This window comes from Rummeliibacillus sp. TYF-LIM-RU47 (genome assembly GCF_008638315.1).
Classification (GTDB): domain Bacteria; phylum Bacillota; class Bacilli; order Bacillales_A; family Planococcaceae; genus Rummeliibacillus; species Rummeliibacillus stabekisii.
The window spans coordinates 2,056,967-2,074,463 of sequence record NZ_VVIR01000001.1; the positions used below are offsets into that span (position 1 = coordinate 2,056,967).

A 17,497-nucleotide genomic window follows, 5' to 3' on the forward strand; every position below is an offset into this window, starting at 1 on the left:
ATTAGTGACTTCCTTTCGCATAGTTACGTTCGCGAGGTTTGATTAGTGAAACATCAACTTCTTCGTAGCTAATTTTTGGATCAAATGAAGGCGTGAATTCAGCAATTGTTGTTTTAAGGAAGTTTGCATCATCACGAGTAGGGAAATCAGGTTTATAGTGAGCCCCACGTGATTCGTCACGAAGCAAAGCACCTTTTGTAATAACATTTGCAAGTGCAAGCATGTTTTTCAATTGGCGAGTGAATTGAACACCTTGGTTTGACCATTTAGATGTATCGTTAATATTAATGTTGTTATAACGTTCTTTTAGTTCTTGCAATTTCACAAGAGTTTTTTCAAGCTTGTCGTTGTAACGAACTACTGTTACGTTTTCTGTCATTACTTCTCCAAGTTCTTTGTGAAGTAAGTAAGCATTTTCAGTACCATCTAGACGAAGTACTTCATCCCATTTCTCTTGTTCTTCTTTTACTGCGCTATCAAATAGAGAAGATGGTAGGTCTTCAACATGTTTGTCAAGTCCACGGATGTACTCAACTGCATTTGGACCAGCTACGCTACCGCCATAAATAGCAGACAATAGTGAGTTTGCGCCAAGACGGTTTGCACCGTGTTGAGAGTAATCACATTCTCCAGCTGCAAATACGCCAGGAATAGTTGTATGTTGATCGTAATCTACCCATAATCCGCCCATTGAATAGTGAACAGCAGGGAAAATTTTCATCGGTACTTTATGTGGGTCATCACCAACGAATTTTTGATAAATTTCGATGATGCCGCCAAGTTTAACATCTAATTCATGGGGGTCTTTGTGAGAAAGGTCAAGGTATACAACATTTTCTCCGTTAACACCTAATTTTTGATTAATACATACGTCAAAGATTTCACGTGTTGCAATATCACGTGGTACTAAGTTTCCGTATGCAGGATATTTTTCTTCTAAGAAGTACCAAGGTTTACCGTCTTTATAAGTCCAGATACGACCGCCTTCACCACGAGCAGATTCAGACATTAGACGTAATTTGTCATCGCCTGGGATTGCTGTTGGGTGAATTTGAATCATTTCACCGTTAGCGTATTTTGCGCCTTGTTGGTAAACGATAGATGCAGCGGAACCTGTGTTGATCATTGAGTTTGTTGATTTACCGAAGATGATACCAGGACCACCACTAGCCATGATTACAGCGTCAGAACGGAATGCTCTGATTTCGTGTGTAGTAAGGTCTTGTGCTTTAATACCTTTACAAACGCCTTCATCATCAAGAACTAAGCCAAGGAATTCCCAGCCTTCATACTTAGTCACTAGTCCTTCTACTTCCCAACGACGAACTTGTTCATCAAGTGCGTAAAGAAGTTGTTGACCAGTAGTCGCACCAGCAAATGCTGTACGGTGATGTTGTGTACCGCCGAAACGTCGGAAATCTAGTAAACCTTCTGGGGTACGGTTAAACATAACGCCCATACGGTCAAATAAGTGGATAATGCCAGGTGCAGCGTCACACATTGCTTTTACAGGTGGTTGGTTTGCTAAGAAGTCCCCACCATACACTGTATCATCAAAGTGAATCCAAGGTGAGTCACCTTCACCTTTTGTATTAACGGCACCATTAATTCCGCCTTGCGCACAAACAGAGTGTGAGCGTTTTACCGGAACTAACGAGAATAATTCAACTTCAGTGCCCATTTCGGCAGCTTTCATAGTAGCCATTAAGCCGGCCAAACCGCCACCAACGACGATCAATTTGCTTTTAGCCATGTTTTTCTCACTCCTCGTTCAAATAGTAATCAAGCGCTTTCACGTCTATCAGTCTATCACCTTATGCAAATGCAAATAGAGCTGAAATGCCGATTACAGATAACACTACAAAGAAAATCATTGTGATATAAGTTGCAATTCGTTGAGATCTTGGAGATTGTGTAATTCCCCAGCTTACTAAGAATGACCAAATACCATTCGCTAAGTGGAATGTAGCTGAAATAATACCTAATGCATAGAATGCTACCATGAATGGGTTAGATAGTACTTTAACCATCATATCATAGTCTACTTCAGTGCCAAGCGCCTTTTGAATACGTGTTTGGAAGATATGCCATGCAATAAAGATTACTAGGATAACCCCTGTAATACGTTGTAACATGAACATCCAGTTACGGAATGTGCCAAAACGTTGGTTATTTGGTTTAGCAGTGAACGCAATGTACACACCATAGAATGCATGGAACATTAATGGAATGTAAATTATGAACCACTCTAGGAACCATAAGAATGGAAGATTCCCCATGAAATCACTAGCTTTGTTGAATGATTCTTCACCGTTTGTAGCTTGGAAGTTTACTAACAAGTGTTGCGTCACAAAAATCCCTACTGGAATGATTCCAAGAAGAGAATGCAGACGACGCCAATAAAACTCTCGATCTTTCGACAAGACTGTTACCCCCCTCAGTACTGGAAACGAAGACTGTCAATTTTTCGCCACTAGATTGTAACGGACATTCTATTGACTGCTTGTTTCATAATGGTACAATATTATGACAAGTTTATTGTACTCTCATCCCTCATAAGCGTCAAGGTAACAAAGCTATTTTCAAATGTTGCGATAAGACATATTATTCTAGAAAAGATACATAATTTCTCTTCTATAACCAAGGCTTCTTTTTAATCAAAAAACCGTTAAAAAATATAAGAAAGAAGGAATTGCTATGCCTACCGAAACAAATAAAGAAGAAGTCACTCAGTTTGGCTATGAACTCATCCGTGACCATGTACTTTCCTCTATTTTAGGAAAGAATGAAGAAGATATCCTCTACTGGTGCGGAAAAGAGTTGGCCCGTAAGTTCCCAGCGACAGATTTAGACCAAGTTCCGGTCTTTTTTAAAGAAGCAGGCTGGGGTGACTTGACAATCGACAAGCTGTCAAAAGATGAAGCATTTTGTACATTGGCAGGCACAGATGAACACTTAAAGTTCAACCAACGTTGTTTCCGTCTTGAAGCAGGATTCTTAGCCCAAAGCCAACAACAAGCATGTGGCTTCCTTACAGAGTGTGCGGAAGAAATCAAACCCAAACAAAGCCATGTTAAATTTCACATTAAATGGGATTTGAAAGATCCTATTGAGGGATGATTACAGATCTCTAACATTTATAAGTACTATTAAAAAAGTAGATAAGCTCGCTTATCTACTTTTTGTTATTTAAGGATTTCTCTTTCTCAGCAAAAAAGTCTACGATTACCTGTGCTAGTTTCTCAGGTACCTTCGCTTCTCGCAAAGCTTCAATATCTGCTTCTTTAATCTTTTTAATCGACCCAAAGTGTTTCAATAATTGTTGTTTCCTTTTGGGCCCGACACCTGGAATTTCATCTAAGATAGAAGTAATGGCATTTTTCTCATGCAATGACCGATGGAAGGTAATAGCGAATCGGTGTACTTCATCTTGGATACGCTGCAATAGATAGAAAGCCTCGCTTGTACGCTTTAGCGGAATGATTTCCGGTGGATTGCCGTAAAGCAATTGGGAAGTTTGGTGTTTATCATCCTTTGCAAGCCCTGCAATTGGAATGTCTAAACCTAGCTCATCCTCTAATATGCTTCTGGCTATCTCCATTTGCCCTTTGCCTCCGTCTGTAACAAGCAAATCCGGCAGTGGCAATCCCTCTTTCAAAACACGTGAGTATCGTCTACGGATTACTTCTTTCATTGCACCATAATCATCATGGGCGTTTGCACTTTGAATCTTGAATTTGCGGTATTCTTTTTTATTCGGCTTACCATCAATAAACACAACCATGGCGGATACTGTATCGGCTCCAAAAATATGAGAATTATCAAATGCTTCAATACGTAATGGGGTTGTGATATTCATTGCATTGCCAAGTTCCTCACATGCACCAATTGTTCGTTGTTCTTGCCTTTCAATCAGCTGGAATTTTTCACTGATAGCAATTTGCGCATTCTTAGACGCCAAATCAACCAACTCTTTTTTCTTTCCTTTTTGAGGAATCAGTACTTTTGCCTCTAGCACTTCTTGAAGTATATCTCCATCCACACCCTTTGGCAGTAATACTTCTTTCGGTTGAATATGATCATTCTTTTCATAGAATTGACCTACAAATGTTAAGAATTCTTCCTCCGGCTCCCCATATGTCGGAAAAAGAGAAACATCTCTTTCTATCAGCTTGCCCTGTCTTACAAAGAAGACTTGAACACAGATCCAGCCTTTATCAACAGCAAAGCCAAAAACATCCCGATTTGTAAAATCGTTAGTTGTGATTTTTTGTTTTTCCATTACTGCTTCAATATGGGCAATTTGATCTCGATATTCTTTCGCACGCTCAAAATCCAATTTCTCAGAAGCAGCAATCATTTTTTGCTCTAGGTCTTTTTTTACTGCATTATGCCCACCGTTCAAAAAATTAGTGATTTCAGCAGTCATCTGCCGATATGTCTCTTTTTCGATATCCTTTACACAAGGTGCTAGGCATTGTCCTAAGTGATAGTACAGACATACACGGTTAGGCATATTTTGGCATTTTCGATAGGGATAAAGACGATCCAGCAGCTTCTTTGTCTCAGTAGCTGCATAAGCATTAGGATAGGGGCCAAAATACTTACCCTTATCCTTTTTGACCTTTCTTACGATTAGCAAGCGCGGATTTTTTTCATTGGTTATTTTAATATATGGATAGGTTTTATCGTCCTTTAACATAATGTTATATTTAGGATCGTGCAATTTAATTAGATTTAACTCTAAAATAAAAGCTTCTTTATTGGAGGAAGTAACAATATACTCAAAGTCTTCAATCTCACTTACAAGTCGTTGCGTTTTACCATTATGAGAACCTGTAAAGTACGAACGAACTCGATTTTTCAATACTTTCGCCTTACCTACATAAATTATGGTCCCTTGCCTGTCCTTCATTAAATAACAGCCTGGCTGGTCAGGTAAAATAGCTAATTTTTGTTTAATTAAATCATTCATTTGTATCACCTCTAAAAAAAACCGGGTGCCTAAGAGTAGGACCCGGGTTTGTTTATAGAACAGAAAGAATTAAGCGTGTTTGTTGATTAATTCCGCTAATGCTTCTTTTGGTTGGAACCCAACAGTTTTATCAACCGGTTGACCGTCTTTAAATAAAACAAGTGTTGGGATTGACATAATACCAAATTGGCTAGCAGTTTCTTGGTTTTGGTCAACATCCACTTTTACAATTGTTGCTTTGTCATCTAATTCTTGGTCCAATTCTTCTAAAACAGGAGCGATCATTTTACAAGGTCCGCACCATGTTGCCCAGAAGTCTACTAAAACTAAACCTTTTGAAATATCATTTGAGAATGTTGCGTCTGTTGAATGTACAATTGCCATGTTACATTTCCTCCTTAAATGGTATGTATCGGTAGTGTAGCATAAAGAAACTAGACAAAGCGAAAATTCTGCTCATTTATTTCACTTGGTCTTTATTTAATTTGTGTTACACTTCCATTTTAAAAGAAAAGCTCTGCTTCGTGGCAGAGCTTTCAACTTATTATGCATTCACTAAAATGGTTTTAAATTCTTCAATTAGCATTGGCACCACTTCGAACAAGTCGCCTACAATACCGTAATCTGCTACTTTGAAGATATTTGCTTCTGGATCTTTATTGATTGCTACGATAATTTTAGAGTTTGACATTCCTGCAAGATGTTGAATTGCTCCTGAGATACCGCATGCAATATATAAATCCGGTGTTACAACCTTACCTGTTTGGCCGATTTGCAATGAATAATCACAGTAATCAGCATCACAAGCCCCACGTGAAGCACCAACTGCGCCGCCTAATAGTGTAGCAAGCTCCTGCAATGGCTTAAAGCCTTCTTCACTCTTTACACCGCGTCCGCCTGCAATAATGACTTTCGCTTCCGATAAGTCTACGCCCTCAGATGCTTTGCGTACCACTTCTTTGATTACTGTACGCAAATTTGTGATATCTACTGCTTGGCTTGAAACTTCCCCAGTGCGAGATTCATCTTTTTCTAATGGAGCAATATTGTTTGGACGAATTGTTATAAATAGGACGCCTTCTTTAACTTTTACTTTCTCAAATGCTTTACCAGAGTAGATCGGGCGGATAAATACAGCGTCTTCGCCTTCTCCTTCGATTTTAGTTACATCAGAGATTAAGCCGCTTTGTAATTTACTTGCAATTTTTGGCGATAAATCCTTACCTAGTGCCGTATGGCCAAAAACAATCGCTTCCGGTTGTTCAGCATCTACACAAGCCATAAATGCTTGGCTGAAACCATCTGAAGTATATTGTTTTAGATGAGGGTGTTCCACAGTAATAACACGATCAGCGCCATACTGAATCATTTCAGAACTCACGCTTTCTACTGAGTCGCCGATTAAAACGCCTACAACTTCTCCACCATCCGCAATTGTTTTCCCTGCTGCAATCGCTTCAAATGAAACATTCCTTAAAGATCCTTCACGTACTTCGCCTAATACTAATACTTTTTTTGACATATGTTTTCCTCCTCCGCAATAAATCGTAGCTTAGATTACTTTTGCTTCTGTATGAAGTAGTTGAACTAGTTCTTTTACTTGGTCTTTTAATTCACCTTGCAAAACACGACCCGCTTCTTTTTCGGCAGGTAAGAAGATTTCGACTGTTTCTGTTTTTGCTTCTACATCATCTTCATCAATATCTAAATCATCTAATTCTAATTCTTCTAGAGGTTTTTTCTTTGCCTTCATAATTCCTGGCAAAGAAGGATAGCGTGGTTCGTTCAAACCTTGTTGTGCTGTAACTAATAATGGCAATGTTGTTTCGATGACTTCTGAATCTCCTTCAACATCACGTACAATTTTGACTGTGTCGCTATCAATCTCAAGATTAGTAATAGTAGTTACATAGTTAATGCCAAGAAGTTCTGCTAAACGTGGCCCCACTTGTCCTGATCCACCATCGATTGCTACATTACCACCTAAAATAAGGTCAGCGTCTTTGTCTTTTAAGTATTCAGCTAAAATATGTGCGACAGAATATTGATCTAAATCTTCTACGTCATCCTCTGTATTAATTAACACAGCTTTATCTGCACCCATTGCAAGAGCTGTACGAAGTTGTTTTTCAGCATCTTCTCCACCAATTGTTACGACTGTAACTTCTCCGCCTTGTGCATCGCGTACTTGGATTGCTTCTTCAATTGCATATTCATCATACGGATTGATGATGAATTCTGCCCCATCTTCTTGAATTGCTCCGCCATTTAAAACAATCTTTTCCTCTGTGTCAAAAGTTCTTTTTACTAATACATAAATATTCATAGTACTTACCCCCTAATACTTTTATTGTCCCTTAAAAACAGGTTCCCTTTTTTCGATGAATGCAGCGATTCCCTCTTTAGCATCTTGTGTGGTGAAGATATGCGCAAACCCTTCCGCCTCTTTTTGGACGCCTTCATAAAATTGAGCAGTTTTAGAAAATTGCAACATTTCAATGGCCACTTTTAAAGCAATTGGGCTCTTCTTCGCTATTTTCTTTGCAGTTTTAAGCGACTCTTCTAGTAATTGCTCTTCTGGAAATGCCAGATTCGCTAAGCCCCATTTCACTGCTTCTTCTCCAGTAATTGGATTGCTAGTGAACATCATTTCAGCTGCTTTTGCTGCACCTACATATCTAGGCAAGCGTTGCGTACCACCAAAACCAGGAATTAACCCAAGCTGTAGCTCTGGTAATCCTAGCTTAGCCGTATCGCTCACATAGCGGAAATGACAGCTCATCGCAAGCTCTAAACCACCGCCTAGTGCTGCACCATGTATTGCTGCAATAACAGGCTTCGAGAAATTTTCAAGTCTTTCAAAGACTTCTTGCCCTCTCGCCGACATCGTTTGAAATTCTTCGCCGGAAGATACTTCTGTAAATTCCTTAATATCAGCTCCAGCCGAAAAGAATCTACCTTCTCCATGCAGCAAGATGACACGTACACTCGCATCATTTTCAACTGCATTGAGAAGCTCGTCTACCTCTTCAATTAACCCCCGGGAGAGCGCGTTTGCTGGCGGTCGATTAATTGCGGTAACCGCAACGCCTTCTTCCACCTTATAACTTAGATATTGCATTCTCCAAATCCTCCTTTGTTTTCCCTATGTATGTGGCAAAATAGTGTATTTTGCCTCTGTTTATTGCGTCTGAATGCCCTTTAACAGTATTTCATGCACCCGGGGCGCCATTTCAACAAGGTCATATTTTTGATCTTTCATAACCCATGTTGTGGACACCTCATCAACTGTACCGAAAATTACTTGTCTAACTAACCGCAAATCCATATCTTCTATAAATTCACCTGCTTGGATACCCCTTTGCAATATATCATCCAGCAAGTCTAGATACTCTTTTAATATGTGGTTAATTTTGAGGCGTAAGTCTTTGTTCGATTGGCGTAGCTCTAATTGCGTAACTACTGCTAAATGATGATCTTCCGATAAAACCTTAAAATGCCCTTCTATCATCCTTGCCAACATTTCCTGGGCTGTTATGCTTTCTTTAATAATTACTTTTAAATTTTCCACAAAGACAGACATCTTTTCACTGAAAACAGAAATGAGGATATCTTCTTTGTTCTTAAAGTATAAATAAATTGTTCCATCTGCAACGCCTGCCTGCTTAGCAATCTTGGAAACTTGCGCTTGGTGATAACCGTTTTCCGCAATCACTATGACAGCAGCATCAATAATTTGTCTGTATTTTGGTTTGTCTTTCTTCAAATCAATCACCACCGCGTAATTATGAAAATATGAATGACTATTCATTCATATTTTCATATTATATTCAATCGCGCGGATTGTCAAGAAAGAGTCATTGCGTAACTTGTGTTTTTTCTTCATCCAAAAGTGATCTTCTTAAAATTTTCCCTATAGCTGTTTTAGGTAATTCTGAACGAAATTCATATATTCTTGGAACCTTAAATGAAGCTAACTTCGCTCGACAATATTTATTAAGCTCTTCTTCTGTTGCTTTATAGCCATCCTTTAATACAATAAAAGCCTTTACCGTCTCTCCACGATAAGGATCCGGTACTCCAAGAACCACACATTCTTGCACAGCTTCATGCTCATATAGTACTTCCTCTACTTCCCGAGGATAGATATTAAAGCCGCCAGCAATAATGATGTCTTTCTTGCGGTCTACTACATAGAAATAGCCTTCTTCATCCATATAGCCTATATCTCCCGTAAGAAGCCATCCATCAATGAGTGTCATTTCAGTATCTTCCGGCCGATTCCAATAGCCCTTCATTACTTGAGGACCTTTAACTGCAATTTCACCCACTTCTCTTATTTCTGCAGCTTCTGTCGTTCCCATTTTAAAAATCATGGCATCTGTATCTGGCCAAGGTACACCGATCGATCCTTTTACACGTTTGCCACCCCAAATAAAATTAGCATGAGTAACCGGCGAAGATTCGGTTAAACCATAGCCTTCCACTAATTTGCCGCCCGTTATATGTTCAAACTTTTCTTGAACTTCTACAGGCAGCGGTGCAGAGCCGCTAATACAAGCTTTAATGGATGATAAATCAAATTTGGTTAGCTCAGGATGATTGAGCAAACCAATATAGAGAGTAGGCGCACCTGGGAAGAGCGTTGGTTTTTGTTTTTGTATTGTTTTCAATGTATCTTTCGCATTAAACTTTGGCATTAAGACCATTCGATCGCCATTCATGACTGTTAAAAGCAAGACAGTTGTCATACCGTAAACATGGAAGAATGGCAAAACACCCATTATGATTTCTTCTCCCGGAACAGTTTCCGTCATCCATGCCCTACACATTTGGACATTTGATGCAAGATTCTGATGCGTTAACATCACGCCTTTCGGAAATCCTGTAGTCCCCCCAGTGTATTGCAATAATGCTACATCTTCTGTAAAGTCAAAATCCAACTTAACGGGATTCAGTTCACCGATTTTTATGATTTCAACAAAAAGATGGTTGGAGCCGCTATGCTGTATTGACACGGTAAAGCCAGTATCCCTTTTTTGAATAAATGGATAGAGCATGTTTTTAGGAAACGGCAAATAGTCTTTTACAGCGGTAATAATAATATTTTCTAAATCCGTTTCTTTCCACACTTTCATAATGCGTGGATAAAGGATATCCAATGAAACAATAGCTTTGGCACCTGAATCTTTTAATTGATATTCTATTTCTCTTTCTGTATAGAGCGGATTCGTCTGTACCACAATCCCCCCTGCATACAAAATACCAAAATAAGAAATGACGTTTTGCGGGCAGTTTGGAAGCATTACTGCTACCCTATCCCCTTTTTCAATACCAATCTTTCGTAAATAATTTGCAAATTTTAAGGATGATTCGTACAGTTCTTGATACGTTAATTCTTTTCCTAAGAAATGTATGGCAATCTTCGTTGGCGATTTCTCAGCTGCTCTTGTTAAATATTCTTGTAAAGGAATTTCTTCATACGCTAATCTTGCAGGTATGTCAGGAGGATAATTCTTTAGCCAAATCTTTTCCGTCACACGAAATGCCCCCTATTCTTATTAATTAGAATATTTCTAACTTTAATTATAATTTAATGCGAGAGCGCTTTCAATTATTATTCATTTTTTCTTTAGAGAATAGAAGATTATTATATAAATCGAACATAGTTTATAAAAAAAGAACCAAGCTCTGTATGCTTGGTTCTACTTCGTTTAATGCAAGAAAAGATAAATAATCCCTGTAAGAATAAATAATAGGCAGACTACCATTAAGACTTTTGCTAATTTTTCCATTCCAGACTCCTAAACTACTATGAAATGCTTGCGCCTATAACGAATGATAAACCTACTGAGATGGTAAAGGATATAAAGCCAACTGAGCGATTGTCCTGTTCGATCTCATGGTCGATTTTAAACGTAGGCGTAAGAAATTCATAAAGAATATATGCGAAAATCAATAATACAAAACCAAACATTCCCCAGCCAATCATGGCAAGGAGAGATGTGTGCCGCTCGATGGAATAGCGGAAAATATTGCAAACCCCCAATATTTTCCCTCCTGTAGCTAATGCCACCGCCATATTTCCGTTTTTGATTTCTTGCCAATTTTTATATTTTGTCACAAGTTCAAAAATGGCCATTGCGATGACAAGGCACAGTACAACAAGACTAAAGTAACCCGCAGTTTGGACCATTGGGTGGTGCCAAAAACTATTCAGTAGCATGAATTCCCCTCATTTGCTATTTTAATTCGACAACCGTGACGCCATAACCACCCTCGCCAGCTTCACCAAAACGGTAGCTTTTGACGCCTCTATGACGTTTTAAAAGAGCTTGGATTCCTTGACGTAAAGCCCCTGTTCCTTTGCCATGAATGATAGATACCCTAGGATAGTTTGACAACATGGCATCATCTAAATATTTCTCAGTGCGCACCATTGCGTCTTCATATCGCTCGCCACGCAAGTCAAGTTCTAATTTGACATTGGAATCTCGATTGCGGACTGCAGATACGTTTACGGTTTCCTTCGTTTTTTCAGGTTTTACATATTCTAAATCGGATGTGTCGATCTTCATCTTCAGAATACCCAATTGGACAATCCATTGATGGTCTGACACCTGTTCAATTAATGTCCCTTTTTGGCCATAGCTAATTACTTTTACTTCATCGCCTTTTTGCAAATTAACTGCGCGCGCATTTACTTGACGCTGTTTCTTTAAGACACGGTTTTCCTTAGGAGCTGCTTCTTCAAGGCGTTTTCTGGCATCAATGATTTCATGCTCTTTAATCGCTTTATTCGCGTTAATTTGCATTTTGTGAAGCTCACCGATGACTTCTTCTGCTTCCCTTTTAGCCTCTTCTACTAATTTGCGTGCTTTTTCTTTCGCCTTTTTAACTAGCTCTTCTTTTGTTTCTTCATACTCTCTTAGCTTTTCATCGAGATCTTTTTGTAAAGCCTCTGCTTCTACCATCAAGTGGTGAGAGCGTTCAGCGTCAGCCTCTGCTTTCCGACGGCTTTCTTCCAACGAGGCAATCATGGCATCCACTTCATGGCGGTCTGTGCCTGTATATGCTTTTGCGTTCTCTATAATGTTTTCAGGCAAACCAAGCCTTGTAGAGATTTCGAAGGCATTACTACGACCAGGCACACCAATCAACAATTTATATGTTGGGCTAAGCGTTTCTACATTAAATTCGACGCTAGCATTCACAACCCCAGGACGATTGTAACCATACGCCTTTAATTCTGGGTAGTGAGTGGTGGCCATAACGCGAGCACCTCTTCCATGAACTTCATCTAAAATGGAAATAGCCAGGGCAGCTCCTTCTTGAGGATCTGTTCCTGCTCCTAATTCATCAAATAGTACAAGCGATTGATCGTCAAACTCTTTTAAGATTTCAACTATATTGACCATATGACTCGAAAAAGTAGATAAACTTTGTTCAATTGATTGCTCATCGCCAATGTCTGCAAATAATTGTGTAAACACAGCGAGCTCTGAACCATCAAGAGCAGGGACCGGGATACCCGCTTGAGCCATTAATGTGCATAAGCCCACAGTTTTTAATGTAACCGTTTTACCACCTGTATTTGGACCTGTTATAACAATAGCTGTTATATCACTGCCAAATTCGATATCATTGGCAACAGCACTTTCGATTGGCAATAGAGGATGCCGAGCTTTTGTTAATTTGATATAACCATCATTATTCATCACTGGCATTGTACATTTGTTCGCTTGTCCATACTTTGCCTTAGCTAAGATAGCATCAATCTCGCCGAGAAGGCGAACCAATCCGAAAAGTTCATGTGCTACCTCTTGTACAAGAGCAGAAAGATGGATTAAGATTTTTTGAATTTCCACTTTTTCTTTTGCTTTTAAGCGATGGATCTCATTATTGGCTTGAACAACTGCTTCTGGCTCGATATATAATGTTTGCCCTGAAGCAGATTGGTCATGGACAATGCCGCCATAATGTGAGCGATATTCTTGCTTAACAGGAAGAACGAATCTATCGTTTCGAATTGTCACAATCGAGTCAGACAGCATTTTTGATGCATTGCTCCCCCGCGTTAAGCTTGCCAATTTTTCTCTAACTCTGCCTTCTTGGGCACGAAGTTGTTGACGGATGCTGCGAAGCTCAGAACTTGCGGAATCCATGACTGCCGCATTGTCATCAATACATGAATTGATTTCATGTTGAAGTCCTGTCAAAATTGGAATTTCACTTTTCTTTTGGCTAAAATGGGGGATTTGAATATCCCCTTCTTCCTCTATATCTTCAATAAATTCTCGGAAAATGCGGCTCGCACGAATAGTACTTGAGATTTCCATTAATTCTTGAGGGCTCAACATGCCGCCTATTTGAGCGCGTTTAGCATGAGGTCGGATATCAAAAATGCCGCCAAGCGGTACATTAGCTTTGATACGCAAAATGGAAAGTCCCTCATCCATTTCATCTAAAAGAGCTTTGACTTGATCAAACTCTGTTTTTGGAACCAGCTCGCTAATAGCATGATTTCCAAGAGATGACGTGCAGTAAGTCGCAACTTGAGCCCGCACTTTATCAAACTCTAGTGTTTTTAGTGCTCGTGTTCCTATCACTAAAAGTACACCTCCTATTTTTTCTGTAAATAAGTCATAAAGTCTTTCAGTGACCATGTATTAACAATGTTTTCTTTTTTCAGCCAAGCTTTTTGGGCGTATTTTGTGCCAACTTCCATAAAGCGTAATTGGTCAATTGCATGAGCATCTGTATTAATGGCAATCGGTACACCAGCACGAGCTGCCATTTCTAAATGCTCCATGCATAAATCCAAGCGATACGGATTAGCATTTAACTCTAAAATTTTACCATATTCTTTCGCCCACGCAATCAATTGGGGCACATCTGGGTTATAACCGTCTCTTTTGCCGATGATTCGCCCTGTAGGATGAGCAATCATATCGACGTGCGGATTTTTTAACGCTTCATGAAGACGCTCCATAATTTTTTCCTGTGGTTGGCTGAAGCTTGAGTGGATGGAAGCTATCACAAAATCAAGATCTGCCATTACTTCGTCATCAAAATCAAGTGACCCGTCAGGCAAAATGTCCATCTCCGTCCCAGCTAATAGGGTAAATTCAGGGTGTTCTCTATTGAATTGTTGAATTTCTTTACGTTGCAATTTTAGTCGTTCTGGCGTCAGACCATTCGCCACTTTTAAATATTGAGAATGGTCTGTTATCACACCATATTGGTAGCCTTTATCAATCAACGCTTGTCCCATTTCATGAACTGCATAAGCGCCGTCTGACCAAGTTGTATGCATATGCAAATCTGCTTGTATATCACTAAGCTTTATTAAATCAGGTATTTGATCTAATCGGTCAAATTCCTTGCCGCCCATACGCACTGTTGGCGGAATAAAAGGAAGATTATAATGAGCGAAAAACGCCGTTTCGGAATCAAATGTCAAGACTCTCCCGTCTTGCTGTTCAATTCCGTATTCACTGATTTTCTCCCCATGCTCTTTGGCGATTTGGCGCATGCGAACATTATGGTCTTTGGATCCTGTAAAATGATGAAGAGCTGTTGCATATTCTTCATTGGAAACAAGGCGGAAATCCACTTGTATTCCTTCAGTTTGTAGCTCTACCGAGATTTTTGTGTCTCCAGAAGCTATGATTTCTTGATAGCTTAACTTTGAAAGCAACGCTTCTTTCACAGCGGCCGGATTCTCAGTAGCGATAATGAAATCAATATCTTTACTTTGTTCCTTCACACGACGAAAACTGCCTGCAACAGAAAATTCATCAATTTCTTGTATTTCCTCCAGCAATACATTGAGTTGTGTAACTAGCTCATCCAAAAGCCAAATAGGATGCGTTTCTGCTTTTTCGCCAAAACTTTCTAGTTCTTTCATTATTTTATCTTGCGTTTTTTTACCAAAGCCAGAAAGAGCAGCTACTTTTCCTTCTTCACATGCTACCCGCAAACTTTCCGCAGAATCAACACCAAGCTCTTTGTATAACTTCGCTATCTTTTTCCCACCAAGCCCAGGTAGCTTTAATAATGGTGGCAACCCTTTAGGAATTTCATTTTGCAATTCTAGCAGTACTTCGGAACGTCCATTTTCAAGCAAATCTGTAATGACAGCCGCAGTTCCTTTGCCGATTCCCTTGATAGCAGTTATGTCATCGATCTCACTCATACTTCTTGTATCGGTCTCTAATGCTTGTGCAGCTTTACGAAATGCTGCAATTTTAAATGGATTTTCACCTTTTAATTCAAGATAAAGCGCAATTTGTTCTAATGTATGGATAATATTTTTTTTATTCATATAATCCCTCCTGATATATACAAAAGACCTCTCCCTTGCTGCAGAGAGAAGCCTTATTTGATTTATCCCGATGGATACACTCACATTCAGTTGGATAAAGAGCGCTCCTCATGGAAAGTTCCTACCCTTTATTTCATATAAACGAACCACATATGCTGAAATGCCTTCGATATGATCGGTGTGTACTCAAGGATTAACTTTGTTAAGATAGATTTTTCGATGTAGTTCTGTATACGGTCGAGTGGCAGCAATGCAAATACATATAGCACGATAAAGATTAGCAAATATGCTTCTATAAAGCCTAATACACCACCTAATAACCGATTCAATCCGCCAAGTACTGGTATGTATCGCAAGAAATCAAACAGTGATGCAATGATTTGTATAGCAAATTTCACCACGAAGAAAATCAAGGCGAATGCTAACAACTGATAGAAAGTTTGGCTTATGTTTAATTGCTCTACCGCAAACTTTAATGTACTATTTTCACTAACGGAAGGATATGGAATCCATAGCACCAATTTCTCCGCAAGCGGTTTATAATAAAAGTATGCAACGAGTACAGCAACCAAAAAACCGGCCATTTGGATTAGCTGAAGCACAAAGCCTTTTCTAGCTCCATTTATTAATCCAGCAAGCAATAATATAATTATGATTAAATCAACCATTCACGTCATCCTTTAATTTTTTCAATTCTGTTTCAAGCAATTCCACTTGATTTTTTAATTTTAAATAATCATTGACTGCATTGCAAGCAGTGAGGACGGCTAATTTGGCACTGTCGAGGCTGATGTTTGCCTGCTTTATTTCGCGCATTTTTTGGTCAACAGTATCCGCTACAGAGCGCATATGTTCTTTTGTTTCTGTTCCAGCCATGTGATAGATATGGCCATATATTTCAACTGAAACTCGATTTTTACTTTGCTCTGACAAAGCCGAAACCTCCTTTTTAGTCCTATTTCTTATAATACCATGAAGTGTCTATGTTGTGAATTCATAGAGAAGAAGGGAATTTGATAAAATGTCTACTATTGTATTAAACCTCAACGCTACAGTACAGAAAGAAGTCATGAGTACTTACTCCCGCCATATGGTCGACCGAAAGGCCCCTGGCGTGATTTTCGCAGCCAAGCTGCCAGATTGCGCGATTACCGTCTATCGTTCAGGTAAGGTGATGTTTCAGGGCAACGGCGGAGATCGTGAAGCAGAAAAATGGAGCCAGGGTGGCATAGAACCAGCCTCATCTGTAAAGAAGACGTCATCAAAAGGTGATTTGTTGCCTCCAAATTTTGCCGATTTATCGGTAGTAGGATCAGATGAAACAGGTACAGGGGACTACTTTGGACCAATAACTGTAGCTGCTGTGTATGTACCAAAAGAACGCATCCAACTTGTCAAAGAACTTGGTGTAAAAGATTCCAAAATGCTGACGGATGACTACATGCGAAAAATCGCGCCGGATTTAAAAGCAAGCCTGCACCATCATGTCCTAATTCTTCGAAATCCAAAATACAATGCCATGCAAGCATCAGGCATGTCTCAAGGAAAGATGAAGGCAAAACTTCATAATCAAGCATTATTGAAGCTACTTCAAAAAATAGCACCAGACAAACCAGATCATATATTAATAGACCAATTCGCAGAGAGAAATACCTACTATAATTACTTAAAGGGCGATAAAGAAGTCGTTAGAGATCAAGTTTTGTTTGCCACTAAAGCGGAACAGCTTCACGTAGCAGTAGCAGCCGCCTCTATTCTAGCTAGATGTGCATTTTTAAATGAAATGGACAAATTGAGCAAACTTGTAGGCACCACTTTACCAAAAGGTGCTGGACCTAAGGTTGATGAAGTAGCCGCACAAATTTTGCTCGCGCAAGGTGAGGAAGCACTGAATAATATTACAAAATGGCATTTTGCTAATACTGGGAAGGCTTCTCGAATTGCATCGAAATCGCGTCCTCTTTAAATTAAGGTCAAAAGTCAAATAAAAACCATACATAAATCTCCGCGAATGATTAAGTCGACCAAGCATAATCATTCGTTGGGTTTATCTATGGTCCACATTCTTTTCTTACCTTTCTTCATCTCATTCTTCTTAAACACCTTTCGCATAGATATGGAACGTTTTACCAACAAATAGAACAATATTGAATTCAATATTTTGAAGTGATATCTGAATAACCATTTATAAAAAG

At 39.2% G+C, this 17,497-nt stretch carries 16 protein-coding genes; 2 read left to right on the forward strand and 14 right to left on the reverse strand.

Annotated features, from left to right (window positions below; all coding sequences use genetic code 11):
* Nucleotide 1: 1 nt before the first annotated feature.
* Nucleotides 2-1,753, reverse strand: coding sequence for a succinate dehydrogenase flavoprotein subunit (gene sdhA, locus F0527_RS10375; protein ID WP_066788678.1), 1,752 nt, complete (start codon nt 1,751-1,753; stop codon nt 2-4).
* 61 nt (nt 1,754-1,814) lie between these two features.
* Nucleotides 1,815-2,423, reverse strand: a complete 609-nt coding sequence (locus F0527_RS10380; protein WP_066788680.1) for a succinate dehydrogenase cytochrome b558 subunit — start codon at nt 2,421-2,423, stop codon at nt 1,815-1,817.
* A gap of 274 nt (nt 2,424-2,697) precedes the next feature.
* Here F0527_RS10380 and F0527_RS10385 point away from each other — a divergent pair, with 274 nt between their 5' ends.
* Entirely contained in the window at nt 2,698-3,120 is a 423-nt protein-coding gene (locus F0527_RS10385; RefSeq protein ID WP_066788683.1) for a DUF2507 domain-containing protein, read from the forward strand.
* 55 nt (nt 3,121-3,175) lie between these two features.
* Here F0527_RS10385 and uvrC read toward each other — a convergent pair whose 3' ends face one another.
* The 12 genes from uvrC to zapA form a co-directional block, all read right to left on the reverse strand.
* On the reverse strand, nt 3,176-4,975 hold the full coding sequence (gene uvrC, locus F0527_RS10390) for an excinuclease ABC subunit UvrC (RefSeq protein ID WP_150284760.1): 1,800 nt from the start codon (nt 4,973-4,975) through the stop codon (nt 3,176-3,178).
* Nucleotides 4,976-5,044: 69 nt separating this feature from the next.
* Nucleotides 5,045-5,359, reverse strand: a complete 315-nt coding sequence (trxA, locus tag F0527_RS10395; protein WP_150284761.1) for a thioredoxin — start codon at nt 5,357-5,359, stop codon at nt 5,045-5,047.
* A gap of 160 nt (nt 5,360-5,519) precedes the next feature.
* A complete protein-coding gene (locus F0527_RS10400) occupies nt 5,520-6,497 on the reverse strand; it encodes an electron transfer flavoprotein subunit alpha/FixB family protein (RefSeq protein ID WP_150284762.1) in 978 nt (325 codons plus the stop codon).
* A 30-nt stretch (nt 6,498-6,527) separates the two neighbouring features.
* Nucleotides 6,528-7,301, reverse strand: a complete 774-nt coding sequence (locus F0527_RS10405) for an electron transfer flavoprotein subunit beta/FixA family protein (protein ID WP_150284763.1) — start codon at nt 7,299-7,301, stop codon at nt 6,528-6,530.
* Between the two features lie 21 nt (nt 7,302-7,322).
* On the reverse strand, nt 7,323-8,096 hold the full coding sequence (locus tag F0527_RS10410; protein WP_150284764.1) for an enoyl-CoA hydratase: 774 nt from the start codon (nt 8,094-8,096) through the stop codon (nt 7,323-7,325).
* Between the two features lie 60 nt (nt 8,097-8,156).
* Complete coding sequence (locus F0527_RS10415; RefSeq protein ID WP_150284765.1) at nt 8,157-8,741, reverse strand: fatty acid metabolism transcriptional regulator FadR; 585 nt, start codon at nt 8,739-8,741, stop codon at nt 8,157-8,159.
* Nucleotides 8,742-8,832: 91 nt separating this feature from the next.
* Nucleotides 8,833-10,515, reverse strand: a complete 1,683-nt coding sequence (locus F0527_RS10420; RefSeq protein ID WP_150284766.1) for an AMP-binding protein — start codon at nt 10,513-10,515, stop codon at nt 8,833-8,835.
* 272 nt (nt 10,516-10,787) lie between these two features.
* Nucleotides 10,788-11,201, reverse strand: a complete 414-nt coding sequence (locus F0527_RS10425) for a DUF350 domain-containing protein (protein WP_066788703.1) — start codon at nt 11,199-11,201, stop codon at nt 10,788-10,790.
* A 16-nt stretch (nt 11,202-11,217) separates the two neighbouring features.
* The gene (locus tag F0527_RS10430) at nt 11,218-13,584 is read right to left on the reverse strand and encodes an endonuclease MutS2 (protein WP_150284767.1); all 2,367 of its coding nucleotides are present in this window, start codon (nt 13,582-13,584) and stop codon (nt 11,218-11,220) included.
* Between the two features lie 14 nt (nt 13,585-13,598).
* Nucleotides 13,599-15,302: a DNA polymerase/3'-5' exonuclease PolX gene (gene polX, locus F0527_RS10435; RefSeq protein ID WP_150284768.1), complete on the reverse strand. Its 1,704-nt coding sequence runs from the start codon at nt 15,300-15,302 to the stop codon at nt 13,599-13,601.
* Between the two features lie 128 nt (nt 15,303-15,430).
* Complete coding sequence (locus F0527_RS10440; protein ID WP_066788709.1) at nt 15,431-15,970, reverse strand: CvpA family protein; 540 nt, start codon at nt 15,968-15,970, stop codon at nt 15,431-15,433.
* The gene (zapA, locus tag F0527_RS10445; RefSeq protein ID WP_066788715.1) at nt 15,963-16,235 is read right to left on the reverse strand and encodes a cell division protein ZapA; all 273 of its coding nucleotides are present in this window, start codon (nt 16,233-16,235) and stop codon (nt 15,963-15,965) included. Before zapA ends, F0527_RS10440 begins: the two co-directional genes overlap by 8 nt.
* An 88-nt stretch (nt 16,236-16,323) precedes the next feature.
* Between zapA and rnhC the strand changes: the two genes are divergently transcribed.
* Complete coding sequence (gene rnhC / locus F0527_RS10450; RefSeq protein ID WP_150284769.1) at nt 16,324-17,268, forward strand: ribonuclease HIII; 945 nt, start codon at nt 16,324-16,326, stop codon at nt 17,266-17,268.
* The last annotated feature ends 229 nt before the right edge of the window (nt 17,269-17,497 follow it).

Bases quoted from the DNA above. Each gene is read 5' to 3' on its own strand.
- polX (WP_150284768.1), bottom strand. From the start codon at position 15,302: ATGAATAAAAAAAATATTATCCATACATTAGAACAAATTGCGCTTTAT.
- trxA (WP_150284761.1), bottom strand. From the start codon at position 5,359: ATGGCAATTGTACATTCAACAGACGCAACATTCTCAAATGATATTTCA.
- F0527_RS10410 (WP_150284764.1), bottom strand. From the start codon at position 8,096: ATGCAATATCTAAGTTATAAGGTGGAAGAAGGCGTTGCGGTTACCGCA.
- F0527_RS10425 (WP_066788703.1), bottom strand. From the start codon at position 11,201: ATGCTACTGAATAGTTTTTGGCACCACCCAATGGTCCAAACTGCGGGT.
- sdhA (WP_066788678.1), bottom strand. From the start codon at position 1,753: ATGGCTAAAAGCAAATTGATCGTCGTTGGTGGCGGTTTGGCCGGCTTA.
- uvrC (WP_150284760.1), bottom strand. From the start codon at position 4,975: ATGAATGATTTAATTAAACAAAAATTAGCTATTTTACCTGACCAGCCA.
- F0527_RS10385 (WP_066788683.1), top strand. From the start codon at position 2,698: ATGCCTACCGAAACAAATAAAGAAGAAGTCACTCAGTTTGGCTATGAA.
- F0527_RS10405 (WP_150284763.1), bottom strand. From the start codon at position 7,301: ATGAATATTTATGTATTAGTAAAAAGAACTTTTGACACAGAGGAAAAG.
- F0527_RS10440 (WP_066788709.1), bottom strand. From the start codon at position 15,970: ATGGTTGATTTAATCATAATTATATTATTGCTTGCTGGATTAATAAAT.
- F0527_RS10400 (WP_150284762.1), bottom strand. From the start codon at position 6,497: ATGTCAAAAAAAGTATTAGTATTAGGCGAAGTACGTGAAGGATCTTTA.
- rnhC (WP_150284769.1), top strand. From the start codon at position 16,324: ATGTCTACTATTGTATTAAACCTCAACGCTACAGTACAGAAAGAAGTC.